At 57.0% G+C, this 26584-nt stretch carries 19 protein-coding genes and 1 pseudogene; 10 read left to right on the top strand and 10 right to left on the bottom strand.

What is annotated here, in order from left to right:
- Positions 1-321, bottom strand: a pseudogene (locus tag H9S92_RS06045) (transposase); the annotation flags it as partial.
- Between the two features lie 106 nt (positions 322-427).
- Between H9S92_RS06045 and H9S92_RS06050 the strand changes: the two are divergent.
- The 3 genes from H9S92_RS06050 (at position 428) to H9S92_RS06060 (ending at position 3676) form a co-directional block, all read left to right on the top strand.
- Entirely contained in the window at positions 428-1291 is an 864-nt protein-coding gene (locus tag H9S92_RS06050) for a glycerophosphodiester phosphodiesterase family protein (RefSeq protein WP_187465818.1), read from the top strand.
- 714 nt (positions 1292-2005) lie between these two features.
- A complete protein-coding gene (locus H9S92_RS06055) occupies positions 2006-2971 on the top strand; it encodes a YARHG domain-containing protein (protein WP_187465819.1) in 966 nt (321 codons plus the stop codon).
- Positions 2972-3043: 72 nt separating this feature from the next.
- Positions 3044-3676, top strand: coding sequence for a DUF2306 domain-containing protein (locus tag H9S92_RS06060; protein WP_246463691.1), 633 nt, complete (start codon positions 3044-3046; stop codon positions 3674-3676).
- 17 nt (positions 3677-3693) lie between these two features.
- Here H9S92_RS06060 and H9S92_RS06065 read toward each other — a convergent pair whose 3' ends face one another.
- Together H9S92_RS06065 and H9S92_RS06070 are read right to left on the bottom strand one after the other, a co-directional pair.
- Complete coding sequence (locus H9S92_RS06065) at positions 3694-4848, bottom strand: Gfo/Idh/MocA family protein (RefSeq protein ID WP_187465820.1); 1155 nt, start codon at positions 4846-4848, stop codon at positions 3694-3696.
- Between the two features lie 1006 nt (positions 4849-5854).
- Positions 5855-6748: a sialidase family protein gene (locus H9S92_RS06070; protein WP_187465821.1), complete on the bottom strand. Its 894-nt coding sequence runs from the start codon at positions 6746-6748 to the stop codon at positions 5855-5857.
- 128 nt (positions 6749-6876) lie between these two features.
- Between H9S92_RS06070 and H9S92_RS06075 the strand changes: the two genes are divergently transcribed.
- Positions 6877-7794: a winged helix-turn-helix domain-containing protein gene (locus tag H9S92_RS06075; protein WP_187465822.1), complete on the top strand. Its 918-nt coding sequence runs from the start codon at positions 6877-6879 to the stop codon at positions 7792-7794.
- A gap of 50 nt (positions 7795-7844) precedes the next feature.
- Here the strand turns inward: H9S92_RS06075 and H9S92_RS06080 are convergent, their stop codons facing one another.
- Both H9S92_RS06080 and H9S92_RS06085 read right to left on the bottom strand, forming a co-directional pair.
- Positions 7845-8702, bottom strand: a complete 858-nt coding sequence (locus tag H9S92_RS06080) for a nucleotidyl transferase AbiEii/AbiGii toxin family protein (protein WP_187465823.1) — start codon at positions 8700-8702, stop codon at positions 7845-7847.
- Complete coding sequence (locus H9S92_RS06085; RefSeq protein WP_187465824.1) at positions 8699-9289, bottom strand: type IV toxin-antitoxin system AbiEi family antitoxin domain-containing protein; 591 nt, start codon at positions 9287-9289, stop codon at positions 8699-8701. Before H9S92_RS06085 ends, H9S92_RS06080 begins: the two co-directional genes overlap by 4 nt.
- Before the next feature lie 651 nt (positions 9290-9940).
- Between H9S92_RS06085 and H9S92_RS06090 the strand changes: the two genes are divergently transcribed.
- Positions 9941-12547 carry a 2OG-Fe(II) oxygenase gene (locus H9S92_RS06090; protein WP_187465825.1) on the top strand — a complete coding sequence of 869 codons (2607 nt, stop codon included), beginning with the start codon at positions 9941-9943 and terminating at the stop codon, positions 12545-12547.
- 336 nt (positions 12548-12883) lie between these two features.
- Here the strand turns inward: H9S92_RS06090 and H9S92_RS06095 are convergent, their stop codons facing one another.
- The 4 genes from H9S92_RS06095 to H9S92_RS06110 all read right to left on the bottom strand — a co-directional run bounded on the left by H9S92_RS06095 (position 12884) and on the right by H9S92_RS06110 (position 19131).
- A complete protein-coding gene (locus H9S92_RS06095; protein ID WP_187465826.1) occupies positions 12884-13219 on the bottom strand; it encodes a heavy-metal-associated domain-containing protein in 336 nt (111 codons plus the stop codon).
- A gap of 316 nt (positions 13220-13535) precedes the next feature.
- Positions 13536-15857, bottom strand: a complete 2322-nt coding sequence (locus H9S92_RS06100) for a TonB-dependent receptor (protein ID WP_187465827.1) — start codon at positions 15855-15857, stop codon at positions 13536-13538.
- Between the two features lie 81 nt (positions 15858-15938).
- Positions 15939-16427, bottom strand: coding sequence for a hypothetical protein (locus H9S92_RS06105; RefSeq protein WP_187465828.1), 489 nt, complete (start codon positions 16425-16427; stop codon positions 15939-15941).
- A gap of 682 nt (positions 16428-17109) precedes the next feature.
- Complete coding sequence (locus H9S92_RS06110) at positions 17110-19131, bottom strand: hypothetical protein (protein WP_187465829.1); 2022 nt, start codon at positions 19129-19131, stop codon at positions 17110-17112.
- A 172-nt stretch (positions 19132-19303) separates the two neighbouring features.
- Between H9S92_RS06110 and H9S92_RS06115 the strand changes: the two genes are divergently transcribed.
- The 3 genes from H9S92_RS06115 to H9S92_RS06125 all read left to right on the top strand — a co-directional run bounded on the left by H9S92_RS06115 (position 19304) and on the right by H9S92_RS06125 (position 23682).
- Complete coding sequence (locus H9S92_RS06115; protein ID WP_187465830.1) at positions 19304-20335, top strand: hypothetical protein; 1032 nt, start codon at positions 19304-19306, stop codon at positions 20333-20335.
- 142 nt (positions 20336-20477) lie between these two features.
- Positions 20478-21089 (top strand): L-threonylcarbamoyladenylate synthase, encoded by a 612-nt coding sequence (locus tag H9S92_RS06120; RefSeq protein WP_187465831.1) that lies wholly within the window; start codon positions 20478-20480, stop codon positions 21087-21089.
- 262 nt (positions 21090-21351) lie between these two features.
- Positions 21352-23682: a TonB-dependent receptor gene (locus tag H9S92_RS06125; RefSeq protein ID WP_187465832.1), complete on the top strand. Its 2331-nt coding sequence runs from the start codon at positions 21352-21354 to the stop codon at positions 23680-23682.
- A 167-nt stretch (positions 23683-23849) separates the two neighbouring features.
- Here the strand turns inward: H9S92_RS06125 and H9S92_RS06130 are convergent, their stop codons facing one another.
- On the bottom strand, positions 23850-24071 hold the full coding sequence (locus H9S92_RS06130) for a hypothetical protein (RefSeq protein WP_187465833.1): 222 nt from the start codon (positions 24069-24071) through the stop codon (positions 23850-23852).
- Positions 24072-24213: 142 nt separating this feature from the next.
- On the opposite strand from H9S92_RS06130, the gene H9S92_RS06135 reads away from it, so the two are divergent.
- Positions 24214-25029, top strand: coding sequence for a beta/alpha barrel domain-containing protein (locus H9S92_RS06135; RefSeq protein ID WP_187465835.1), 816 nt, complete (start codon positions 24214-24216; stop codon positions 25027-25029).
- Between the two features lie 255 nt (positions 25030-25284).
- Positions 25285-26541 (top strand): IS4 family transposase, encoded by a 1257-nt coding sequence (locus H9S92_RS06140; protein ID WP_187465081.1) that lies wholly within the window; start codon positions 25285-25287, stop codon positions 26539-26541.
- Positions 26542-26584 lie beyond the last annotated feature (43 nt).

Raw genomic sequence — 26584 nt, forward strand, 5'->3', positions numbered from 1 at the left:
AAAATAACCGACTCCAGCAGTATGCTTGCCACTCTTACTCAGGTATGAGGGGTCGAGAGCAATGATACGGTTGGGGCCTAAAAACGGCTCGCTCAACTCTCTGTTGAAGCCCAGCCAATCCATGCGTTTACCAAAGTGCTTACGGTAAGTGAACTCAGAATATTCGCCTTGACGACCTAGGTTGACAAAGTTCCGTCGGCCAATCATTGAGGGCCACAAAACGAAAAGATGGAGCAAAAAGCGGTAGCGCCATGCGGAAATACCAGGAAGTTTTTGCAAAATTGAGGCGACGAGGATTTCGATCTTCGTTGGGCAAGTCATATCTGTACGGTGTAAGGAACCAACAAGATAGGGCTTGCCCTCTTTATATGCATACTTTGCTAAAGTGTTGCCTCAAACCGTAGCGGACCATTGAATACCACTTTACATGAAATTCCATTGGCTGCGTTGCACCACGTTACTGCTCTTATTTTTAGCAGCGGAAACGCTGGCGGCACAGGCCACCCTGAATGAATATTTCAACAAGCAAAAGAATGCTCCCTTGCTCATTTGCGGCCACCGCGGAGGTAGCGCAGGGGAACTGCCCGAAAACAGCCTCTCCCGCTTTACCGCCTTGGCCACGTCTTTCCACCCCCAGCGGGTAATGATTGAACTCGACGTGCGCAAAGACGCCGACGGGGAACTCTTCGTCCTGCACGATGCCACACTTAGCCGCACGACTACTGGGACGGACAGCATCCACTTAGTCCACACGAATGACCTCCGCCAGCTCCACCTCAAATCCGGCAGCGGGGAAGTGACGGCAGAAAAAATCCCCACCTTCCGCGCCGTCCTGGACTGGCTGGCGGAATATGAAAACGTCTTTTTAATGGTCGACGTAAAGGGCGACTGCTGGCGCGAAACGACGGAACTCATCCGCGAACATGGGCTGACGGAGCGCTGCCTGCTCCTGACCTTTTCCCTGGAAACGACCCAGAAGGCCTACGCTTTATTGCCCACTGCCTGGGTATCGGCGCTGGTGAAAGACGCGGTCGATTTCCGTTTCTTGCAAGCCCTGGATTTGCCTTCTGGCCGCCGCGTAGCCTACATCAACAGCCGCACCCCGCAACGCATCATCAAACAACTCCATCGCAATCGCTTTGTACTGACCACCGACGTAAGCGAGCTCCGCCGCGCCGATGCCGAGCTACTAGCAGAAGATTTCTACCGGGCCTTCGCAAAGTCTCAGTATTTGGGTATCCTGATCACGGATTTTCCGTTGCGGGTGAAGGGGTTGTTGGGAGGAGGGTAGGGGGCGAGTAAGTCGCAGAAAATGTGAGGGTTTTGTCTCACAAAGTCGCTCACACCAATGGCTGGTTGAGACGCTGTGCGTCGAAGCAAGCACCATTGCCCCCTTCACTAGTTGCAATTTCACCCCCTTTTTGCAACTCTCTCTCTCCACTGAGTTGCATTTTCAGGCCCTTTTTGCAACTGAACGGCGTTCAGTCGCGATTTCACCTTCTTTTTGCGACTCAAGCCCAGGTAAGAGCGTGTCTAAATTTTTACTTCCTGATAACCAAGCACTTATGAACCTGGCGTCACAAAAAATGGCTTACGTAGTCCACTATGCGCGCAATTTTTTGTCTAGCCAGAACCATAAGTCATTGATTATCAGTTCTTAAAAATTTTAGACACGCTCTAAGTTGCAGTTTTGCAACTGAAGTTTCGCTGAGTTGCATTTATAGCCCCTTTTTGCAACTGAAAGCCCCCAGACCAGCCGAAACCTATAGGAAATGCAAATTTTTTATGCATTTCCTGGCAAAAGGCATAGAAAACGCGATTTTTTATGTGCAATATTGTGTGTTTCTTGGTTTTCTGCTAACTTTTTGTGAGTAGTGTCGACATTCCGGGCGTGGATACGAGCCAGTTGTTGGAAGTGGAGGTGAAATAACCGGAGCACCGACCCGCAGAAATTTAAAGACAGTGTCATCAACAAGGGTGGGCCTAATTTCCCTACTTTCACCCCATGAAAACACTCCTTTCCTTCCTGCTGCTGGCCGTTGTCCTGACCGCCTGCGGCAACCCCACCAAAAACTCAGACGCCAGCGTAATCGTGGAGCCGGGAACGGATACGGCCGCTGCCCGCAGCACGGACCCTGCCCCGGTGGCCGTCGACGACGAAAACGCCGAATTCCTCGGCTCCTGGGTGGGCTACTTCCGTAAAGGTTCCGCGGACGAGCACGACTATGACGAGAAGACCTTGTACGTGGACGAAGGCTACGTCTGGAACCGGGAAAACAAGATCAACATCTCCATCGATAAAATTGTCGGAGACTCCGTATTCGGCCATAGTGTGGTAGCGGGTAACGACCGCCCTTTCAGCGGCCACATGTTCCGCGACCGCATGGCCGATCCACAAACGTTTATGCTTCGGGAACCCGGCGATGACAAGTACGACGGCATCTTTACTTTCTTCATCGAAGACGGCCGGCTGCAAGGCACCTGGGAAGCTTACGGCAACATCAATGTCAAAAAGCGGCAGTACCAACTCGAAAAAAAGACCTTCGCCTATAACCCCGACCAACAACTGGAGCCCGCGAAAACTTTCGTGGACTGGACGAAAAAGGTGAATACTAAAAAAGCCGAGGATTTTGGCGACGGCGAGTTCTACGAATGGATGCAGGAGGAATACGCCTCGGCCACTCCCGCCATTTACGAGATCAACGCCTCCAGCCGCCTGCTGACCAAGGCCGAAGTCGAAAACCTGAAAAAGGGAGACCTCACCATCATCCGGAACACGATCTACGCCCGCCACGGGTATTCCTTCAAGCACCGCCCCTTGCGCGTCTTTTTCGATGCCCAGCCCTGGTATATTCCCGTGCACACCGACATCCGCGCCGACTTTACCGACATCGAAAAGCAGAACATCAAACTGCTACTCAGCTACGAAAAGAATGCCGCCGAATACTACGACTCCTTTGGCCGGGGGTAGGCGGTTGTTGTTGGGTGTTTCTGAAGGACGGCGATGAATCCCGTATTTCCTACCCTGTCCCATGCACAAGCTATGCTGCGTACCCTTTCCGGCGGATTGTTGCTCCTGCTGTTTGCTTATTTTACCTATTTGATGGTGCTGATTACCTGGCAATATGTGCCGGTTAATTTTGCGGTGGCTTTCCTCCGCTTAAAGCAGGCGGAAATTGCGCTGCCTTATTACCGCTGGGCCTTTTTTGGACACGTGTACACCAGCATTTTTGTCTTATTGCTGGGCGGGCTGCAGTTCATTCCTGCTTTGCGAAGGCGTTGGGCCGTGGGGCACCGCTGGCTAGGTAAAGCCTACGTTGCTTTGGTCTTGTTGGTGGCCGCTCCTGGGGGGCTGGTGATGGGCGTACATGCCAACGGGGGCTGGAGTGCCCAGTTGAGTTTTTGTCTGCAAGCCATCCTGTGGTTCGTATTTACCTGGCGGGCCTTCGCATTGGCGCGGCAAAGGAATTGGACGGAACACCGGGCCTTCATGCTGCGCAGCTTTGCCCTTACGCTATCGGCCGTGTCGTTAAGGCTTTGGAAATGGGGCATTGTATTCCTATTTGCTCCGCCGCCGATGGATACTTATCGCTTGGTGGCCTGGCTGGGCTGGCTGGGCAATCTGGCATTGGTGGAAGGCTATCTATGGTGGGCGTACTGGAAAAGCACGCGCTGAAGAGCCCTACCCCTTTTTTACATCGCCGTCCACTTCTCCGTCCCCAAGCTGTTTTCAATGACCTTCTCAACAAAAATCATCCCCCGCAGCCCATCGTACACCGTGGGGAAGTCGGTGTGCAGCGGGTCGGGTTCGGTGCCAGCCAGGCGGGCCTGGACGCAGGCGGCGAAGTTTTTGTAGATGTTGGCAAAGGCTTCCAGGTAACCCTCGGGATGCCCGGCGGGGATGCGGAAAGCCGCCATCGAGGCGGGCGAAAGGTCGCTGCCGACACCCGTGCGGTAATGGATCGCCGGACCCTCCAGCTGCGTGACGATCAGCGTGTTGGGTTCCATTTGGTGCCACTCCAATCCGCCGGTTTCGCCCCATACGCGGATGTTGAGGCCATTTTCGATGCCCACGGCAATTTGGGAGCAGTGGAGGACGCCCTTGGCTCCTCCTTCCAAGCGGAGCAGAATGTTGGCATCGTCATCCAGCCGGCGGCCTTCTACGAAGGTGGTGACGTCGGCACAAACTTCCGTGATTTTCAGGCCAGAAATGTATTCGGCCAGGTTTTCGGCGTGAGTGCCGATGTCGCCGAGCGCGCCGCCCATGCCCGAGCGGTCGGGGTCGGTCCGCCAGGCGGCTTGCTTGTTGTCGGTGTCTTCTTTGCGGGTGGCCAGCCAGCCCTGGGGGTATTCCACGACGATTTTGCGCACCTTGCCGATTTTACCATCCCGGACCATATCCCGGGCCTGCTTCACCATCGGATAGCCGGTATAGTTGTGCGTAAGGGCAAAAATCAACCCCGTCTCCTCCACCAGTTTTACCAAAATCCGGGCCTCGTCTACGCTGAAGGTAACCGGCTTATCGCAGACGACGTGAAAACCGTTTTCCAGGGCCATTTTGGCGGGACCAAAGTGCACGTGGTTGGGCGTGACGATGGACACGAAATCCATGCGCTCCCCCAGGGGAAGCTCCTTTTCCCGCAGGATCATTTCCTCGTAGCTGCCGTAAACGCGCCCGGCGGGAAGGTACAAATCTTCGCCGCTCAGCCGGCTTTTTTCCGGGTCAGAACTGAACGCGCCGCAGACCAGCTCAATTTGCTGATCAATGGCCGCCGCAATGCGGTGTACCCCGCCAATGAAGGCACCGCGGCCGCCACCAACCATTCCCATTCTGATTTTTCTGGACATCTCGACTTTCATTTGATTGCGCCGCGAGTATACGGAGGAATGCGGGAAAGACGAAAAATTGCGGGGGCGAAGTGCTTTCACTCCTGCGTCTCCATAAGTAAAATGGGGCAGTTCACACTCGCAAAATCAAGGTTCAAGCGGGCGCGGTCGCAGGTGCCATGCAAGGTCTAAGGGAGCAGGGGAGGGGATGGGTGGGCCCTTCCCCCAACCGAAAACAAGTCCCCACCCCCAACCCCTCCCCGAGAGGGAGGGGAGCCAAGAGGGTTGATTTTCAGTTGTTTAGGGAGGATACCAATCGAGTAATCTTTACCGCCAAAAAGAACTTTCCTAGAACGAAAAACGACCAGAGTGGTCATCCCTCCCACATGGGGAGGGACCGAGGGAGGGGTATGACTCGCGCCTGAAAAACTTCCCAAAAAAACCGAAAAAGACCAGAGTTGTCCCCCTCTCACCAATACCCCTCCCCCAACCCCTCCCCACAGGGGAGGGGAGCCAAGAGGGTTGATTTTCAGTTGTTTAGGTGGGATTGTCAAGAGCGGTTTTCGCTGGTGACTTTCCGTTAATTTAGCGATAGATGTCATCCTGGCCAAGTCATCAGCTACTGAAGAACTCTCCCTGAAAAACGAAAAACGACCAGAGCGGTCATCCCTCCCACATGGGGAGGGACCGAGGGAGGGGTACTACTCGCGCCTGAAAAACTTCCCCAAAACAGAAAAAGACTAGAGTTGTCCCCCTCTCACCAATACCCCTCCCCCAACCCCTCCCCACAGGGGAGGGGAGCCAAGAGGGTTGATTTTCAGTTGTTTAGGTAGGATACCAATCGAGTAATCTTTACCGCCAAAAAGAACTTTCCTAGAACGAAAAACGACCAGAGCGGTCATCCCTCCCACATGGGACCGGCGTAGCCAGCCGCGTAGCGCACGGACCGAGGGAGGGGTACCACTCGCGCCTGAAAAAGCTCTGAGCATCCCCCTCCCCTTCATGACCTAGCTGGGGTGGGATCCCCTCAACACCCCACATTCATCACCCCAGCCGCCAGCCAACCCAGGGGGCTCTCTGCCAGGAAGCGCGCGGGCAACTCCGAAGGCAAAGCGGGAACGTAGCCCTTCCACAGGGCATCGGGCAAGCTGCCGCTCCGCACGTTGCATAGGACCGCCACGGGGGGCAACCAGGTCTTTCCGCCGTCGTCGGAACGCAGGACACCATGTCCCGCCACCGCCGCGTAAAGGTTTCCTTCGGCCGAGTAAAGACGGTACACGAATTTATCGGAATAGACGATCCGCCAGTTGTCGCCACCGTCGTCGCTGGCCAGCAGACCATCTCTGCTGGCGGCGTAGAGGCGGTCTTCCACACTGAGGAGGTGGTAGACGAAGAATTGGTCGTGGATTTTTTGCCAGCTCATGCCGCTGTCCCACGAACGGTAAATGCCGTTTTCCGTCCCCGCGTAAATGTAGCCGCCGTGGTAGGTCAGGGAGTTGACGGGGTTACCGACGATCGAGTTGCCGGGGATGTTGAAGATGGACGTACGCCAGTGCTTGCCGCCGTCCTGGGAAAAATACACGCCGTTGTTGTAGGTGCCCAGTACCAGGTGTTGGCCCTCTCCTGCGATGGTAGTGAAGTTGGCCTTGGCGGGTAAACCGGCGTTGGAGCTGACCCACTCGCTCTGGTTGCCCGCGAGGGTGAAAAAGCCGTGGGCGTTGGTGGCCAGGTACACCCGGTTCTGCTGGCTCAGGATGCCGGTGATGCTGACTGCGGCGGGAAGGCCCTCGGTGAAGGTCCGCCAGTGCTGGCCCTGATCGGTACTGAGGTAAAGGGGCGCCGGGGTATCCGCAACGGGCGCAAGTGCCGGGCTGGCGGGGAAGAGGTGGAGAAAAAAGTAAAGGAAAAATCCGTAGATCATGGTACTGTTTTTGAATGATGAGCAAGGTAGGGGCAGCCGCTACCCAGGGCCGCGCATCATTTGTAAAAGCTTGTAAACGGCGGGTAAAAGTCCCCTACATGCCCTGACGCTAACCTATCTTCGCCGTGATGAATCAATGGATCTACCGGACGCTGTGGGCAATTGGGCTGCTGCTGATCGGGCTGGGCACCAGCAGTGTCTTGCGCCCCGACTCCGCAACGGAAGACCCGCGCTATGCCCTGGCCCTCCGGCAAATTGCCCACGACTACCTCACGGCCAACGGCGACTGCGACAGCGTCATCCCCCCCGTAGAAAAGATGGCGGACGGCCGCTACCTCCTCCCCTTCGGCCAGGAACTCGACTACACCCAGCTGCTCGACCTGGCCCCGCAGTCGATGCGCTACTACAACATCCAGCAACCCTACAGCCTGACGCTGGAAGATTGCAACACCGGCGAAGTCTTTCTCGGCAGCCTCCTGCCCAGCGTGTTCCTCACTGAACCGGTGCCCATCCTCCCCCTCGACGGCGTAGCCTGCTACGGACGTGAACAGGACGAACGCTGCGCCCACCTGGCCATCGCTTACCACCGCACGGCGGCTTTGGGACAAAACAATGGCAACTTACTCCTTCTCCTGGGCGGAGGCTGGGTTCTGCTCCTCCTCGGCGGAACACTGGTGGCGCGGTGGAAGAAAACGGATGGTCCCCAACTAGCGCCCGCTGAGACCGAGACCGACGCCGCACCCGGCACCCAGCGCACCCTGGCCCCCGACCTTATCTACGACCCCCTGGCCCAAACCCTGCACTGCGCCACCGAACAACACGCCCTCACCTACCGCGAAAACAAACTCTTCGCCTACCTGGCCGAGCGCCCCAACGAAGTCCTTCCCCGCACCGACATCCAGGAAGCCGTCTGGGGCACCGAGGGCATCCTCGTTGGCCGCAGCCTGGACGTGTTCATCAGTCGCCTGCGCAAAAAACTCGCCGGCGTGCCCGGTGTGGAGATCCAGACGGTGCATGGTGTGGGGTATCGGTGGTGGGTGGGGTGATGCTTCGTTGGTAGTTTATTCTAAGCTCCTCATGGCCCAGGATCGGCCACTCACAATTTAGCGTAAATTGGCCCGAGGCGGTTCCGGATCACCAGCATTACGACGTCAAACGCAAGGGGATCCATTTCAGTAAACCGACCCATCTTCTTCAAAAAAGCAGCCCATTCTTGCTGGCGCTTCCCATTAGTGGCAAATTCAGCTGAAAATACAACGTGGTCTGGTCCGATAGGCGTTTCTCGTTGCGTGAACGTATTTTGAATGGCGGTTGTCAAAACGGCGTCGTCAATTTTGGAATTTTCCAACAAGCGATAAACGTCATAGAAGTCCTTCATACGCGAATTTTGGGCCGCCAGACTGATCATCGCTTCAAATTTTTCAGCAATTACCGTTTCTAGCGAGTACGCCAAGATTTTTGGCTCTGCCATTGGCAAAAGGGTCGGGTAAACCATTTCTACGGGGGCTGGAGTGATGATGTCCCCAAAACCGATGTCTATTTGTGACATTTGACGAATATTGCCCAGTCGTCCATCAATTTTGATGCGGACGCCGGAGTATCTGCCCTCCTTTTTGATTTCGCTGGCCCCAATGGAATCATGTAGAAACAGTACCCCATCCTCAGGGCAATCGATTTGGGAAATAACTTGAAAAACAGCCTGCATTTGTTCCTGGTCGTTGGAGATGCGCAGGCCCAATAAGTCCAAATCCATTGTTGGGCGACTCGACTCTTGTTCGTGCGCGTACAACAGCGCCCCACCTTTCAAGCAAAATTGGTTTTTGTATTCTGAGGTAGACAATCTATACATCAAGCGCTCCGTAAAATAGCGGACCAAGATAAGTTGGTAAGCGGTCTTTTCTCGTTCTGCGATGGCTCTTAGCCGCGCCTGAATAGAGAGGATCAGGTTTTTCATAGCAAGATTTTTACGAAGTCATCCACCTTGTTGAAAATATTCAGTTGTTTGGAATAGGAGTGTAGGCGGTTCAAATTCCGGTCTTCTCGGTCCAAGTAGTTATTGAGGATTTCCTTCAAAACCTCAAAGCCGATTTTATTGCGGTGGCGAATGGCGTCGCATACTGTCTTTTCGAGGTCATAGATCTGGATGCTGCCCCCCTCGACTTCAGCGGTGGCTACCCCTAGCGAATAAGGCGTTTCGTTCCAGAAATAGAGCTGTATGGGCGGATAATCGGGGAGGACGACTTTGCGGTCATCGGGAATCGCCACGTGGTGTCCGGCGGGTACTGTAGTCGTTAGTCCGTGGTAAAAAGCGGCCGACAGCAGGCAAAACACCCCGTCTGGGACAATCCGGGCTACTTCCGCCAGTTCGTCCGTCTCTTTGGCCGCCCATTTATACACCCCCCTTTTCAGCCGAACGATGACCGCATCAGCCAAGAGCGCGTTGATGCGATAATAGCTGATGCCGTTTTCCAATAAGGTCTTTACGCCAACGATGCCGTTGCCACGCTCAAACAGTTGCTGGATGGTGGAAGAGATGTTCATTTGCTATGCGTGTACACAAAGGTAGGTTTTTTTTGACAAAACGACTGCTTTTCGATTCGAAAAGCAGTCGTTTTGTCAAAAAAGTGGGCCTGGGAACTGGGATTTCTGAACTACGGCCATCTTTTGTAGTGGCCGTATTCCTGTAAAAAGTCACTGCACTTGCGCCTGAGTGCAGTGACTTTTTACAATTCTCAGCCCGAATTCCTTCTCCGCAAAGGCGGGTGGCTTCAGCAAGGAACACCTGTCATCTTGCTGGGGAGGTAGTGCGAAAAGACGTGCTCTCGCCCTCCTACCGTGGAAGTAGCGCACACCCAGTTCGGGTCACGGCAAAAAAATCCGCTTTTCTTTACATGATAGCGGTCTCATGTAAAGTTGTTTTACATGAGCACCGTAGTGATAAGGTGGCTACACGGATGAGTGGGGAAGCCCATAACGAGGTGCCTGCCCGGCTAACCCTTCACCGTACAACGGCTCAACCACTCAACCACTACTCGTCTTCCCCCGCTTTTGGTCTTTCCCTGGCACCTGCGTCCGCGCAAAAAACCGTCTGGATGGCTACGGAAATGGACGAACACTACTACCTTGCGGGGCGGCTACCAGCTGGTGGAAAACACCCTTCGCCAAGTCTGGGCAGCGCGCAAATAAAGACGTATGAACACTGAAGTACTGATCAAACAACTAAGCGAGCTGCGGGGCGGCGCGCCCATTTACACGGGAAAATTGGGGCGAAAAAACTTTAGCTTAGGCATCCGGGGAATGGGCGATTTGGCCTTTCCGCTGAATAAAATCCAGATTGAAGCCTTACTGGCCCGCGCTGAAGTTGCACCCTTCGGAAAGGGTAGGGAAACCATCGTGGACCAAACGGTGCGCAACACCCGCGAAATTGATGCTGCGGAACTGAAATTGAACAACGCGGCGTGGCGCAAAAAGCTGGCCTCATTTTTGCGGAAGGCCGCTGACGAGATGGCCCTTCCCGGGGGAATTGAGGCGGTGCCGTATAAACTTTTGATTTATGAACCCGGCGGGTTCTTCGCTGAGCACCAAGACTCCGAGAAGTTGCCGGGGATGTTCGGTACTTTGCTCATTGGCCTTCCCTGTGAACACGAGGGGGGCACCATCCTGATCGACCCGGGAGAAGGGAAGCGTGTTGCGGTGGAATTTTCCGCCAACGCAGCCGAAGATTTTCCGGCCGTTGCTTTCTTGGCCGACCGTAAGCACGAGATTAAGCCCGTCACGGCGGGCCACCGCGTGGTGTTGGTGTACAACTTGGTGCACGCCGGTCAAGCACCAGAAAAATTAGACATCGAGGCCGCCGCCCGCGAAATTGCCGTTACCCTGGGCGAGGGCAAGGTAAATGCTGAGCCACTGATTCTGGCTCTGGACCACCAGTATACCGACACCAATTTTAGTACGGCACAGCTGAAGGGCAATGACCGCGTACGCATTAAGGCGCTGCGGCGGGCGGCGGCCCTGACGGGGATGGAAATTCGCGTGGGATTGATCGAAGAAACGATTTCGGCGGAGTGGGACAACGCCGATGAGTTCGGTGAGGGATACGGCAATTGGCGCTCGTGGGGCAGTGGGCGGGAACCTAAAAAGTTCTCGGAGGTAGAACTGGGGTATTCCCTGGATGCTAGTTTGGGAATGAGCAATTGGTTGCCCGAAGACGGCCCAGGGCTGGGATACTTGGGGATTGCTGAAGGCGAGATCATCACCGGCCCAACGTATAAAAAGGAGGAGCCCATTGAGTGGTCAACGGAAGGCTACCAAGGGAACTGGGGAATGACGGCTGACTACGTTTATCGGTACGCAGGTGTTGTCCTTTGGCATCCAGCGGCAACGGCGCAACTATTAGCGAAACTTCCCTTGGAAGGCCTGGTGGATTGGCTCTATACTTACAGCCAGCAACTGTCTGTGGCTACGCAGGATGAAGAACTGCTCCGCAAAGTGGAATACCTCCTGCAAAGCGCCCACGCCAGCTTGGCGAATGGCCGTACCACCATCACCCGAGTAGAAAGGATCACCCAGAGTATGATGGTGCTGGTGCAAATCGGTAGTGCCACCCCTGATTTGATCGAGCAATGGGAAGGGCCGCTGACCCAGTTATTCAGCGAAATTCCACCACATGAATGGCCCAGCATGGTGGAAACGTTTGGGGGAGACCGCACCGGGAGGATATTAAGAGGCGTCATCACTGAGAAAAACCGTTGGAACAGCAGCAGCGAAGAAACCAAGCTACTGACCCTCCTACGCGCCATTCGCCACCTGGGGACGGCTGAAGGAAAGGAACCCCGAAGGCTGGGGTTGGTCCAGCTCGACCAAATCCCGAGCTATCTGAAAACCGCCCATCCCAATGGGAAAGTTAGCTATAAAGTCTTATGGGAACTGCTAAAGATTGACCGAAAGGTAAAGCCAACCGCCGCCTGGGTGGCTACCATCGCCGCCTTTCTGCTGCAAGAATTGGATGATCCTGACTACCTGCACGCTCCGCTCGCCAAGGCGCTTCTCAAAGAAAAAGCTGGCCATAACTTATTCCAGCAACTGGCCACAAAGGTGCTTGAACAACTGCGGGCTCGCCTGGCGGAAAGACCCCAACCTTACCCCGATTTCGCCCGTCCACTGCCCCGGCGGATGAAACAACCCAGCGGGAAATACCGGGCGGTGATGGAATTCTTAGTGGATCCAAACCAAGAATTTTTCCGTTACCAAGCTATCCAATCCGAACGCAGTGCGCTGGAGTCCTACCTGAAGCAGGAAATGCTTGACGTAGATTTAAGCACCGTGCGTACCCGCCCTGCCCACACCTTGGTACTGAAGAAAAACGACCAATCGTACCAACGGGCCGTCCGCCAGTACGCAAAAGATGAGCAACTCTATACCAAGCTCGTGGCTGCGGAACTTGCAGAAACGGCGGGCTCAACGAAGGTAAAAGCGGCCCCGAAACCCTTATCCCCGAAAGGTATTCCGCTGGCCGAATTCATCCGACAACTGTACACCACCGCCCTCGAAAGCGGCGTGCCGCATGCGGATGCCGCGACGGCACTGCGCTTGTACCGGGATTATTTTGCCGAATTATCGAAGGGGCAGGAGTCACCCCCGCAGAACATGACGGAGACGGTCGATCAATTACTCGACGCCTGGGAGGAACAACTTGCGCTCCGAATAGAATCGGGGAAAGATGAGCACTTAGTCCCGAAAAAATTCCCCAGCTACGAGGCGATGGCACTGGCCGCCTTTAATGAAATGATTGGCGGGTAATGACCAAAGGAGTAAAGGGGGAAAGGATTAAAGGAGCTACCGCGCGTGACAGGTTGCGGAGCTCTGTTCGGGATAGGGATAGTTCAATTAAGTGTGTCTACATTCCCACGCCTAGCACCTCCTGCGGCAGCCTAATTAGGCATCGCCCTTATCCCTCCCCATGCACCTGCGCCCGCGCCCAATTCAAAATAGCGCGCCGCAAGGCAGCACCAAAAAAAAAGCTACCGCAAGAGCCAGGCGAAGCCAATTGCCTCGCCTATCCCCTGCGGTAGCTTATTCAATGATTCAATGATTCAATGATTAGCTACGCTGCTGCCTACGGCGGTCAACCCTTCATTACTCGGGCATCTTACACTCCGTCCCCTTACAGCAAGCCGCAAGCTTCTCGCGCGCTTTCGGACGGGCCGCAACATCATCCGCATCGTAGCCGGTGGCGGCGATGGCCTGGCGCAGCGTCTCTACGTTCACCACGTCGGCGTCGTACTTGACCTTTACTTTTTTGGTGACCAGGTCCAACTCAGCCATCTCGACACCCTCCAGGGCGTTGAGGCTTTTTTCGATGGCGGTTTTGCACATTCCACAAACGGCGTTCGTCTGGATCGTGACTTTTTTCGGGGGGGCTGCCATGGCCGCGAAGGCAAACAGGGCAACGAAGAAAACAAGGATACGCATGATAAAAGGTATTAAAGTGGTTCAAAAATAAGGCAAAACGCTGGTTTTTAAGGAGTTTTGCCGGTGGCTTGTGATTTGTTTAACTTGATCGCAAGGGTAATTGAGTGAATGCGTGACCGCCGTAGGCAGCAGCTTAGCTAATGTGTGACCGCCTGAGGCCGCAATGCTACTTTTGCGAGGCCACTGAAAAGCAGTGCCACAAGCTAATGCCTGATCGCCTAAGGGCAGGAATAAAGCTTGTGTCCAGTGCGGTAGCTCATTCGCTCATTCGCTCATTCACGCATTCACTCACTCACTCACTCACTCACTCACTCACTCACTCACTCAAAGTCCAGCGGACGCCAGCGAAGAGCATGGTCCCGAAAAGCGGTTGGTACACCTGCGTGGCGTCGAAGTACTCGCCGTCGAAAGGCTCGTAGGCGCCGATGATGGCGTTGCGCTGCTGCCGGTTGGTGAGGTTTTCGCCCCCGACGTAAAACTCCGTCTTGGCGTTCGCCACGTAGGTCAGCTGCGCAGCCAGGAGGCCAAAGGCGGGGGCGCGTTGCGGGTGGTCGAGAAAAACGCTGGAGGGCAGTCCGTCGAAGTCAATCAGGCGCTGCTCACCCACCAGCTGGTAGTTGAGGTGGGCCTTGAAGCGGGGGCCATCGTAGCCGACGGTGGCCAACACCCGCTGCCGGGCCGTCAAAGGCAGTTCCCGCAGGCCCTGTAGGGCGTAGGTCTGCTGCACGTCGGTGTACTTGTAGGCCAGCTTCACGTCGATCAGGGGCAGGATTTCGTAGGTCGTACTCAGCATCAGGCTGTTGGCCCGGCTGGGGCCTTCGAGCTGGTAGAGGCGCAGGGTCGTGAAATCCTGTTCCGCATCGACGATGATCTGTTGCTGGAACACGGTGCGGAAGGCATCGAAAACGAGCTGTCCTTCGCGGCCCGCCAGGTGGAAGTCTTGCGTAAAGTTGAAGCCAAAGTTCCAGGCCGTTTCCAGCCCTAGGAAACCGGGGTTGGCCGTGGGTGGCACTTCGGGGTCGCCGACCACAATTTCCCGACTACTAGGCAGCCAATTGAGGTTATCCACCAGCAGGTTGGGGGAGCGCCAGCCCCGACCCGCAGATAGCCGCAGGGCACTGTGCTCGTTGGGTTGGTACTTGAGGTTGGCACGGGGGCTGTACTGCATCCCGCCCAGGTTATGGCGGTCGGCCCGCAGGCCCAGGACGGCGGTGAAGGCCCGGAAGTCGGCCCCTTCCCGGCTTTCTTCCCAGCGGAAGGTATATTCGCCGTAGGCCCCCAGGGTGTTTTCGTTGCGGCTGAAATCGCGGCCCGCAAAGGTCTCCGCAAAATCGTCCATCCGCGCCGTGCCGCCGAGGGAAAGCTGGTGTTGGTCGTTGCCCATCTGCGTATGGTACAGGGCATTGAGGTAAACGGAGCGCTGCTCGCCCTGGTGGATTTTCCGGCCGTAGAGGTTGTTCAGCTTGTGGTAGCTGCCGCTGTAGATGACGCCGATGGATTGGTGGGGTTTTTGAAAGCCGAAGTAGCCCGTTTTGCCCCATACTTCGAGCCGTTGGTTGTCTTGCTCGATGGTGTAGGGGTTCAGGTTGGGCTGGCCGTGGTCGTGTACCCGCTGCTGCCCCCCGCTGCGGCGCTCGCGGGCGCCGAGGACGTTCCATTGTCCTTCCCAGTTGCCTTCGCCCACGCGGAAGAGGCGGAACAGCCCGACGGCCGTGCGGCGGTCGGGCATGTCTTTAAAGCCATCGGAGTCAAAATCATGGGCGTTTTCCGTGAAGCTGCCGTGCAGGGCCGCACCGGCCCAGAGGGATTTCCCCACCTGCCGGTTGGCCAGTACGTTGGCTTCGCTGCGGCCCTGGCTGCCCGCGAAGACGTTGAGGTAGAGCCCGGGCCCCGCCGTGGGCTTGACCAGTTCGGTATTGATCTCGCCGGTCATGCCCTGCGCCCCGCTTTCCAGCGAGCCGCTGCCCTTGCCGATCTGGATGCCGCTGACCCACGGACCGGGAATGAGGTCGAGGGCGAAAGGACTGGCCAGGCCGTCGAGCATCGGCCGCTTTTCGAGCGTCAGTTGGGTGTAGTTGCCGCGCAGGCCGAGCACCTGGATCTCCCGGCGGCCGGTGAGCGGATCGCCGTAGGTGAGGTCGACCACCGGACTGTTTTCAAAGCTCTCCGCCAGGCTGCAGCAGGGCGCTTTGCGCAGTTCTTTGGAGCTGACCGACTCGATGTTGTGGGTGCTCAGCAGGGAGGCGGCGCGGCCGTTGTCGCGGGCCGTCACCTGGATCTCACCCAGATCAGTACCGGCTTCTTCCAGGACGACTTGCAAGGGCAGTTGGAGGGTGTCTACCCGGAATTCGCGGTCCGCAAAACCGAGGTAGCTGATGGTGAAGCGGTCGCGGCCAGCTTCGGCGGGCAGCACGAAGCCGCCCTCGGCATCCACGGTGGTGCCGCCGCCGCCGACCCACTGCACGGTCGCCCCGGAAAGCGGGTAGCCGTCGGCATCAAAAACAGTGCCGTTCACCTGGGCCAGCAAGCCGCAGGGGAGGGCCAGGAAAAGGAAAAATAGCAGCAAGTGCTGGTTCAACCTGGGCGCTGAACGCAGGTGCAATGGCCGTTCGTTGAACAGCAAGGAAAGAGAAAACATGGTCTTTTCAGATTTAGCATAGAAGAATACGTTGCGGTAATCCCCTCCGCATCAGGCGAAGGGTCAGGGGCAAGGTATCCGCTAAATCAACCAGCTTTGGTGGGCTTCCAGCAGGCTTCGGCCGGCCGGCAGGGGCGGCGCAGTGGGCCCGCGAATGGGCAAGGCCCGCAACCGCGCTACCGGGCTGGCCCAACTGACCACAGCAACTGGCGCCGCTGGCAGGAACTGAACGGCCTTGGGGGAGGTCAGTTCCCACTGGTGCTGCTCGGCGGAGAAATCTGTTTGCAGTTGTACCAGCAACACTTCGCTGTCGCCGCAGCCATGACGGCGCTCCATCTGGGGTTGGACGGTGTCCTCTTGCGGGGCGTGGCAGCAGGTCTTGGTCGCGTGCTCGTGGGCAACGGCCCGGGCGGGGTGATGACACTCGTGCTCCGTGTTCGTCGTTAGGCTGAGCCATTCCAGGCCCATGCACGCGCAGTAGACGCGCTGCAAAGGCAGTCCCACGCTTACCAACAACAGGTAAGCCGTGAGGACCGGAGCCAGCTTTTGGATGAACGGACGGAAAGTCATGCGGCAAAGATAACGCTTTGAGCGGGGAATGGGTTTTTCTTGACTGAGCCGGTCCCGGGGAGGGAGAGGGAGGACCAACGCACCACAACGTAGCTTCATGTATATTTTCTTCGATGTTGATAAGGGTCTTCAGTACAGATGAATGCTCGGTTGAGGGTGTCCCCACCCGAATGGCCGTGGTTCGGGTGGGAACACCCTCATCCGGGATTTTTCGGGAGGGGTAGGACCAACGCACCACAACGTAGCTTCATGTATATTTTCTTCGATGGTTATAAGGGTCTTCGGTATAGATGGATGCTCGGTTGAGGGTGTCCCCACCCGAATGGCCAGGTTTCGGGTGGGGACACCCTCATCCGGGATTATTCGGACGGGGAGGGCTAACGAAACATAATTTAGCCAAACATATATTCTTCAATGTCTATAAGGGTCTTCAGTAAAGATGGGTGCTCGGATGAGGGTGTCCCCACCCGAATGTCCAGGTTCCGGGTGGGGACACCCTCATCCGGGATTATTCGGACGGGGAGGGCTAACGAAACATAATTTAGCCAAACATATATTCTTCAATGTTTATAAGGGTTTTCGGTACAGATGAATGCTCGGTTGAGGGTGTCCCCACCCGAATGGCCGTGGTTCGGGTGGGGACACCCTCATCCGGGATTTTCCGGGCGGGAGGGATCCAGCGCTACCCCAAAAAATAACACCTCCCCCCTTCCAAAGCTTCCACAGCGAGCTGGTTTGCTGAGGCTTCTACCGGGCCGGGGGCGGTACCATCGGTGGCGAAAAGGAGTTTCAGGTTGGCGGCAGGGGAGGGCAGGGGCAGGGAAAACGTGGGCAGCGGCGCGGGGTCGAAACTGACGACGAAGAGGTAAGTGCCCTGGCCGCTGGCGGAGGGACGTTGCCAGGCCAGCACCTTGCTCGTTGCGACTTCCGTGGCACCTGCGGCCGCGCCCCAAACCGCACTTGGGCCCAGATCGGGCAAGGTGGCGGCGGCGAAGCGGTGCAGATCGCTGAGGTCCAGGAAGAGATCGAGGTTGTCTCCCCACTCAAATGGGCCGCTAACGGCTTTATCACCGCGCTTCTCCTGAAAGACGTAGAGCTTGGAGTAGACCTCGTTGCGGGCCCGCGTGAAGTGGCGGTCGCGCTGCTCAAAACCGAGGCTGTAGTAGAGCGGCAGCCAGCCGAGGAAGAGGCCGGTGAAGAAGCGCGCGCGTTCGCCGTGGTGGTGAAAAAGGTCGAAGCGGGGGTCGTCTTTATCGCCGGTGATGACCGTCCAGGCCGGCGTAACGCTGCGGCTGCCGGCGATGCGGAGGTAGTGGTCGGTCATCTCCCAAAACTCCGCCCCGCCCGGGACGGTAGACTGGAGGTTGCCCAGCGTCACCTCGGCCTCGCTGCGTTCGAGGTGGGCCACTTCGTCGCCGTAGGCCATGAAGCCGGGTTCGGCCAGAAAGCTCTCAGCGAAGTAGGCGAAATGGGGGGCTTGTTCCTGGATTTTGCGCTTGACGGCCCGCAGGGGGTCGTACCAGGCATCGGCGGTCTCGGGGACGCCCGTGGGGCGCATTTGTACGTGGCTCATGTCGCCACGCATGAAGTCGAAGCCGTATTGGGCCTGCTGTTCGGCGTAGTGGCGGGTGAGGTAATCCCAGACCCAGGTACGGGGTTGGGTGAAGTCGATTTCCCAGTTGGCGTTGTCGTCTTTGCGGCCGTAGAGTTTGTAGCGGGTCAGGGGGCCGAAGGCCCGGCTCATGGTGGTGGGGCGGGTGATGCGGTAATCGCGCCAGATGCGGCCGGCGTCGTCGATGGTCATGGCTTCGGGATCGGGGTCCACCTCCAGGCCGCGGTAGGGTGGGGCCATGGTGGCCGGGGCGGGTTCGAGGCCGCGGTGGTAGAGCCAATCGACGAGGTTGATGCGGCGTTGTTGGCGGCCCCAGAAATCGTCGGGGTGACCAAAGAGCAGCTTCAGGCGGTCGGCTTCGGCAAGTTGCCAGAGGCCACCGACCATGCCGTAGGCGGAGAGGGCCGGGCCGCGCTGTCCGAGCCAGTCGGTGATGGCACCCTGTACTTCCTCGTGGAGCCAGTCGCGGTGGCTGATGATGGTCAGGTCGCGGCGGTGGATCCATTCGAAGAGATCGGGGTTGGCCAGGACGATCTCGCTGTAGCGGTCGGTGTGGGGGATGACGTCCATGCCCACCACCTTGCCGAGGGCGTGGAGGATGCTGATGGTGGCGGTGAGTTGTTTTTTGGTATTGGTGAGGGACGGGAAGAGGCGGGCCATTTCTTCGCTGTAGAACTCGGGGTTGAGCTGCCAGCTGGCCATGCCGTAGAGGCTGCCCACTACGCCGGGTTCCCAGATGGGGAGCAGGTGGACGCCGGGCAGGTGCGCTGGCAGAGTGAGGGCATACTTCACGACGTTCCAGAAATTGCCGATGGTGCGGACGTTGACGCCCACGGTGGCGCAAGACCTGAGCCAGTTGCCGTTGGGCTGCCCGGCGACGGGCGAAGGGTAGGGGAGGGCAGGGTCGAGGCAGGCGGCCAGCGTGGTGGGGCCGAGGCGCTCCCGGAGGAGGTGGAGCACTTCGTCGCCCGCCAGCCCTACGGCCAGTTCCGGGGCCAGGCCGACGATCCAGCTCGTCCGGCCAGCGGTGAAATCAGCGATGCGGTGGCCGCGTTCGGTGGCCCAGGAGTGGAGGTAAGCGTTGGGTAGCATGGGGGGAAGGTAGTTCAGTTTAGTAGTTCATAGTTCAGTAGTTCAGTAGTTCAGTAGTTCATCGTTCAGTAGTTCATCGTTCGGTAGGTTATGGTTTTGGGGGTTGATGGAGGAATGTTCATTGGTGTGGGGCCCTTTTGCCTAAACATCCAGTAGCTACCTTGCGGGCACGATGGAAAAGAAAGTGATCATCCCCGTCCGGCCGCCGCTGCGTGAGTACCTGCGCAAGCACCGCCTTGAGGTCAAATTGCCCCTGCAATACGAAGACCTTGACCGCTTTTCGCAGAGTGTGGACCTGCTCAACTACACGGGAGAACCGACCCTGTGGCAGACGATATACTACGATGAGTACGAGCGGGACTTTGTCATGAAGGGCCTGTGCCAGATTTATGCCCTGCTGAACATGGGCGGTGATTACAGCGCCCTGGAACACCTGGAGGTGGCGCGGATTGACTACTGTCTGTTTGGCAATACCCGGCCGTTCCGCGTGCGGATCATCAACCGGCTCAACGACAACTACGACCATTTCTACGTAAAAAAATCGGACGCCAACCGCATTTATGGCCTGGAGTTGGAGGAGCTGCTCAGTCCGGAGAAAGTCCGCTACCTGGTGGACGGTACGACCCTGATTGAGGAGCACATTGCCGGCATTCCGGGTGACGATTTCTTCGCTACCAAGCTTGACGATATTCCCTTCAACCAGGTGCGGATGGCCAAAGAGTTTGTCAAATTCAACGAGCGCTGCTTCGTCCGCCTGCTCGGTGATATGCGCGCCTACAACTACGTGATTGATATAACGCCAGACATTGAGGGCAGCCAGTTCCGCTTTCGGGCCATTGACTTTGACCAGCAGTGTTACGAAGGCCGCAAGAGCTTCTACCTGCCGCAGTTTTTCAAAGAAAACAACCCCATCGTTTTTCTGGGTATTGAGCTTATGGACGCCAAGGCCGTCCGGCAGTACCAACTCGAAGAGCGGGCCCTGATCGGCACCCGTATCAAGGTGGGCAACCGCCGCGTGCGCGATCTGCTGAAGATCATCTCCGAAGACGAAATCTCCACGCCGGAGAAAACCCGCCAACTGCGCGAAGAACTCAATGAACACCACGGCACCCACCGCTTTAGCAAATGCAAACGGATGGGGGAGGTCCTGCAAGCCCATTTGCGGCTGGCGCTGGAGAAAGAGTTTCACCAGAGCCTGGGCTAGTGAACTATGCCGTACTAAACTATGAACTACTAAACTAACTGCTTATTTTGCCGCAGTACCAGCCCGGCTGGCGGTGGCCTGTGGTGCCCGGTTTTGGGCCCACGCGCTCCCAATTGCCCTAAATTATAAAAACGTATTTCTTATGCTCATAACCATTAATGCAGACAACCCCCAACCCCGGCTCATCCAGCAGGTGCTCGATATCCTCGAAGAAGGAGGCGTCATCATCTACCCCACCGACACCGTCTACGGCATTGGCTGTGACATCACCAACAAAAACGCCGTAGAGCGCGTAGCGCGCCTCCGGGGGCTCGACCCCAGCAAGGCGATGTTCAGCTTCATTTGCCAGGACATCAGCCAGGTCACGGAGTACTCCAAGACCATCAACAACGACGTTTTCCGGGTTATGAAGCACAACCTGCCCGGCCCCTTCACCTTCATCCTCAACTCCAACAACAAGACGCCGAAAATCCTCAAGAACCGCAAGGAAACCATCGGGGTGCGCATCATCGACAACAACATCGTCGATGCCCTCGTGCGCGGTCTCGGCCGGCCCATCCTGACGGCCAGCCTCAAATCCGACGACGACATCACCGAGTACTTCACCGATCCCCAGGACATCTACGCCAAATTCGGCAAGCAGGTGGATGCGGTCATCGACGGTGGGCCCGGCGGCAGCGTCCCCAGCACCGTCATCATCTGCACCGGCAACGAACCGGAACTGCTGCGCGAAGGCGCGGGGGTGTTGCAGTAAACTCGGTGCTTTGTCACTTGGCGTGGGAATAATTATCGAAAACGTCGGGCTCCACCCGACGCTACACAAGCGTCCCTTTCAGGGACGGTAGGGACTAGTCTCTTTTTAATGGCGAAGCCGTCAGTCTTTCCTCCTCCTTCCGGTGTTTGCCGGGAGGGGGAGGGAATGCGGTAGAAGTCGGCTTGGTCGGGTAGGTTACCAGACTTATTGGGGTGGGGTGGAAGTTTGTTGCCTACTTTTGCGGCTCTTCAGCCCACCTACTATGCGCCACTTTACTCTTGTTGTTCTGTTTTCCTTGTTTTATACGGCTCTGCTGGCCCAGTCGGCCATCGTCCGGGGCAACGTCTTCGACGCGGCCAGCGGCGAACCGATTGCCTTCGGGACGGTCCAGCTCAGAGGAGCGGACGGCCTCAGCCGCGGAACGAACACCGATATCGGCGGATTCTTCAGCATCGCCAATCTGGCCCCGGGCGATTACCAGCTCGTGGCCACCTACGTCGGCTACGATAGTTTGGTGATGAACGTCAACCTGGCCCAGGCCAACGAAATTGAGTACCAGCGCCTGACGCTGAAGCCGGCCGGCGTACAGCTCCAGACCGTTGCCGTAAGTGCGCGGCGGGAACAGGCCCGCTCGGACGTGGCCGTAGCGAAAGTAACCTTCAGCAGCGAAGAAATCCTGAGCTTGCCTTCCACGGGGGGCGAGCCCGACATTGCCCAGTACCTCACCGTTTTGCCGGGGGTCGTCAGCTCAGGCGACCAGGGCGGGCAGCTCTACATCCGGGGCGGTAGCCCGGTGCAGAACAAACTCTTGCTGGACGGGATGACCATCTACAACCCCTTCCACTCCATCGGTCTTTTCTCCGTCTTCGAAACCGAAGCCATCCGCTCGGCCGATGTGTACACGGGAGGCTTTAACGCGGAGTACGGCGGACGGATCTCGGCCATCGTCGACATCAAAACCCGCGAAGGGAACAAGAAAAACTTCGGCGGCCTGGTTTCCGCCAGTCCTTTCCAGGCCAAAGTCCTGGTGGAAGGCCCCATCAAACCCTTGAACCCCGAGACGGGCAGCAGCATCAGTTTCCTGCTGACGGGCAAGCGCAGCCTCCTGCCCGAAACCAGCAAAACGCTTTACGAGTACGCCGTGCAGGAAAACTTCTTCAACCTCGGCGACACGGCTACGCTCGGGGCATCCGACATCGGCCTGCCCTACAACTACCAGGACATTTACGGCAAGGTGAGCCTGGTGGGCGGCAACGGCTCGAAGCTCAATCTCTTCGGTTTCAACTTCACGGACGACTTTACCGTGCCCGGCGTTGCGACCCTCGACTGGACGAACAACGGCGGCGGCGCCAGCTTCAACCTCGTGCCGCCCAGCAGCAATGTCGTCATCGACGGCGTCATCTCCGCCTCCACCTACGACCTCGGCCTGGTGGAACGCGACGGCGCCCCCCGCACCAGTGAGATTGCCAACTACACCGTGCAACTCAACTTTACCTACTTCGGCGGCCAGGATGAGTTGGCCTACGGCTTCGACTACAATGGCCTGAACACCAATTTCACCTTCCGCAACCCCCTGGGCGTCACCTTCCAGCAGGAAGACTTCACGACGGAACTCAACGGCTACGCCAAATACAAGCGCAAGATCGGCGGGCTCATCCTCGAACCCGGCCTGCGCGCGCAGTACTACGCCAGCCTCAATACCCTCAGCATCGAGCCGCGCCTGGGCCTGAAGTACAACGTCAACGACCGCGTGCGCCTCAAAGCCGCCGGTGGCCTCTACAGCCAGAACCTGATCTCCACCCAGAACGACCTCGACATCGTCAACTTCTTCACCGGCTTCCTCGTCGGGCCGGAAAGCGCGCTGCTCAACCCCGACGGCACGACCACCGACGATAAACTCCAGAAGGCCGTGCACGCCATTGCGGGCTTTGAGCTGGACGCCACCGACCGCCTGACCTTCAACGTGGAGGGCTACTACAAAGGCTTTACCCAACTCATCGAACTGAACCGCAACAAACTGCGGGCTTCCGACCCCGACTTCATCGCCCTCGACGGGGTGGCCTACGGCGGCGACATCTCCGTGGAGTACCGCTACGGCCGCTTCCTGGTGGCGGGCAACTACAGCCTCGGCTTCGTCACCCGAGACGACGGGCAGCAGGAATACCCCACCAGCTTTGACCGCCGCCACAACGTCAATGCCTACGGCACCTACAAATTTGGCAACGACAATGCCTGGGAGTTTGGCTTCCGCTACAATTTCGGCTCGGCATTCCCCTTTACCCAGACGCTTGGATTTGTGGAGGAGCCCGACTTCAATACCGCGCCGGTGCTGCCGGCCATCCTGACGGGCAACGGCGACCTGGGTATTCTGTTGAGCCCCGAACGCAATGGCGGCCGCCTGAGCGACTTCCACCGCCTCGACCTCTCGTTGCAAAAAACCTTCTCCTTCGGCACCAGCAGCCGCCTGGAGGTAACGGCCAGCGTGACGAACTCCTACAATCGGGAAAACATCTTCTACGTAGACCGCGTGACGAATACGCGGGTTAATCAGTTGCCCATATTGCCATCGTTATCGGGGACTTTTTACTGGTAGGGCAGGGCACGGCGGCTGGGTCGGACTGCAACTTGCCCTGCACCTGCGTGCGCGCCCTGATGGACGAGTGGCACCAACATTCGAACATGTTCGAATGTGCGAATCTCAGGGACCAGGGCGCGGCCGCAGGTGCCAGGAACGTTGAACGAGCGGTGGGAGGCAAGCCCCTACACCTCCTCCACGTCCCAGTTCGTCTGCCCCACGTAAATGAGGACGAAACCGACGATGACCATCAGCAGGCGGATCAGGAAAGAAAGCACCGTGTTGAGTTCGTAGAGCCAGGCCAGGAAGATGAGGTCAACGCCAACGAAGTTGAGGAACAGCGTCAGGATACCGACAAACATCAATAGGAAACCGACGACGGTGATGGCGGTGGCGTTTTTAAGCATAGCAGTTGACTTTGGCACAAAACTACCGAGACGGCGGCGGTGTTGTCGCTCCGGAGTGTAATTTTACGTTTTCCTGTTTCTTGCCCAACCAAAGATCGTGCCAGCCCAAACCATCAAAATCATTGAATGCCCCCGCGATGCCATGCAAGGGCGCCACGACTTCATTCCCACGGAACTGAAGGCCAGCTACCTGCAAACCCTGCTGGCCTGCGGTTTCGATACCCTCGATTTTGGCAGTTTCGTCTCGCCCAAAGCCATTCCGCAGATGCGCGATACGGCCGAGGTACTGGCGCGGCTGGACCTGAGCGAGACGCGCACCAAGCTGCTGGCCATTGTCGCCAACGAGCGCGGCGCGGAGTCGGCCCTCAGCCACCCGGAAATTGCCTACCTGGGCTACCCCTTCAGCGTCAGCGAGACCTTCCAGCTGCGGAACACCAACGCGACGCTGACGGAGAGCCTGGAGCGGGTCAAGCGCATCCAGGAACTGACGCTGGCGGCGAATAAGGAAATGGTCCTCTACCTCAGCATGGGCTTCGGCAACCCCTACGGCGACCCCTGGAACGTGGAAGTCGTTGAACAATGGCTCAGCCGCCTGGCGGAGCTGGACATCCGCATCTTCCAGCTCTCCGATACCATCGGCGTAAGCGCCCCGGCCAACATCACCTACCTGTTCAGCAAACTCATCCCGCGCTACCCGGACCTGGACATTGGTGCCCACCTGCACACCACGCCCAACACCTGGCGGGAGAAGATCGCCGCAGCTGCCGAGGCCGGCTGCCGGCGCTTCGACGGAGCCATCCGCGGCTTCGGTGGCTGCCCCATGGCCCGCGATGAACTAACGGGCAATATGCCGACGGAAAACCTTTTTGATTATTTTGGATTCGCCGCTACTGGTGTTGATGAGGGCGCTTTTGCGCGGGCTATGGAGGCTTCGGGGGCAGTGTTTTTGGAGGGGTAGGGGGTTGTTCTGTATCTAGGTGGTTTCGTTTGAGAATGATTTTAGGCTGCTCTTTTTGACCTCTCCCTCGGTCCCTCTCCACAGGAGCTACTCTCCCTACACAAGTTTATTCGTTAAAACATCGCATATTTACCTCATGGAGATTCGTTTAAAAAAAGATTTGACAAGATCAGCTCGCTGATCCGTCTGAGCCTGACATGCGTTGTAAACCGCTTCGGCTCGAACAAGGCCGAGCAAGTAGCCACAGAACGGTTTATGAACAATGAAAATGTCACGCTGGAAGACTTGGGAGAGTTACTCTCAGCACCTTGTCACTTGCAAGACTTGGATCATGTCGTGTTGGTTCAAGACACCACGCAGTACAACTTCGAGGCACACCGAGGGCGGTTTTCGGCGGATGATGCCGATATTGGCGTTCTGGGGGATAACCGTTCGCTGGGTCTGTTCGTGCATCCGACCTTGGGCTTCGATGAGGCAACGGGGATTCCGTTTGGGATTACCGACTTAGCAATCTACCAGTTGCCAGAGGATCGGGAACTGAAAGCAAACAGGGGTTATACCAAGCAGCCCATCACCGAAAAGCATTCTTACCGTTGGATCAAGTCAATAGAGGATAGTGTGGCCAAGATGCCAAAGGTGAAAAACTTTACAGCCATTGCTGACCGGGAAGCCGATATGTATGAGCTCTTCGCCCACCCCTTTGATAGCCGGGTTAAGTTGTTGATCAGAAGTGCACAAAACCGTAAATTAGCCAATGGACAGTTGCTTCATGCCTATCTGGACGACCAGCCCTGGCAAGGGGAGTACGAGTTGGAAATCAAGGGCAATAAAAAACGGTGCGACCGCACCGCCCAGATGACCATCAGGTGGTCAACTGTAGAAGTTGTTTGTCCTTCTAGTTTACATCGGCTGAAAAAAGATCATCCAGCTACAATTTCCATACAGGCCATAGAAGTCAAAGAGATAGAAGCGGGGGAAAGGGCCGAAGGGGAAGAACCTCTCCACTGGTATCTGTACACTACTCATGAGGTAACAAACTTGGTGCAGGCACTTCAAGCTGTCGAGTGGTACGTCAAGCGTTGGTGGATAGAGGACTTCTTTCGCCTCACTAAAAGTCAGGGGTTCGAGCTGGAGAAAAGTCAATTTAGTAGTGGAATGGCACTCAAACGACTAATCTACTTGGTTTACGGGGAGGCAATCAAGGTGCTGGCGTTGCGACAAGGTCGAACACTAACCGTTTCAGATAGTGCCAGGCTCGTCTTTGATAATGTAGAACTCCTCTTGCTAAAAGCATTGCTCCCTAAACTGGAAGGACGTACGGCTAGCCAGGCCAACCAGAACCCTACCAATAGTATTGCTTGGGCTGTATGGATTATCGCCCGACTAGGAGGCTGGACACCAAGAAACATCAACGTGAGACCCCCAGGCGTGATCACATTGCTTAGCGGGCTAAAGATTTTCAAGCAACGACTCGAAGGGTTTAAATTGATCTACAGTCAAATATCACCCTAATTTCTAATGATTTTTGCCCCAAAACTTGTGTAGGGAGAGTAGC

The sequence above is a fragment of the Neolewinella lacunae genome (assembly GCF_014349155.1).
GTDB lineage: Bacteria > Bacteroidota > Bacteroidia > Chitinophagales > Saprospiraceae > Neolewinella > Neolewinella lacunae.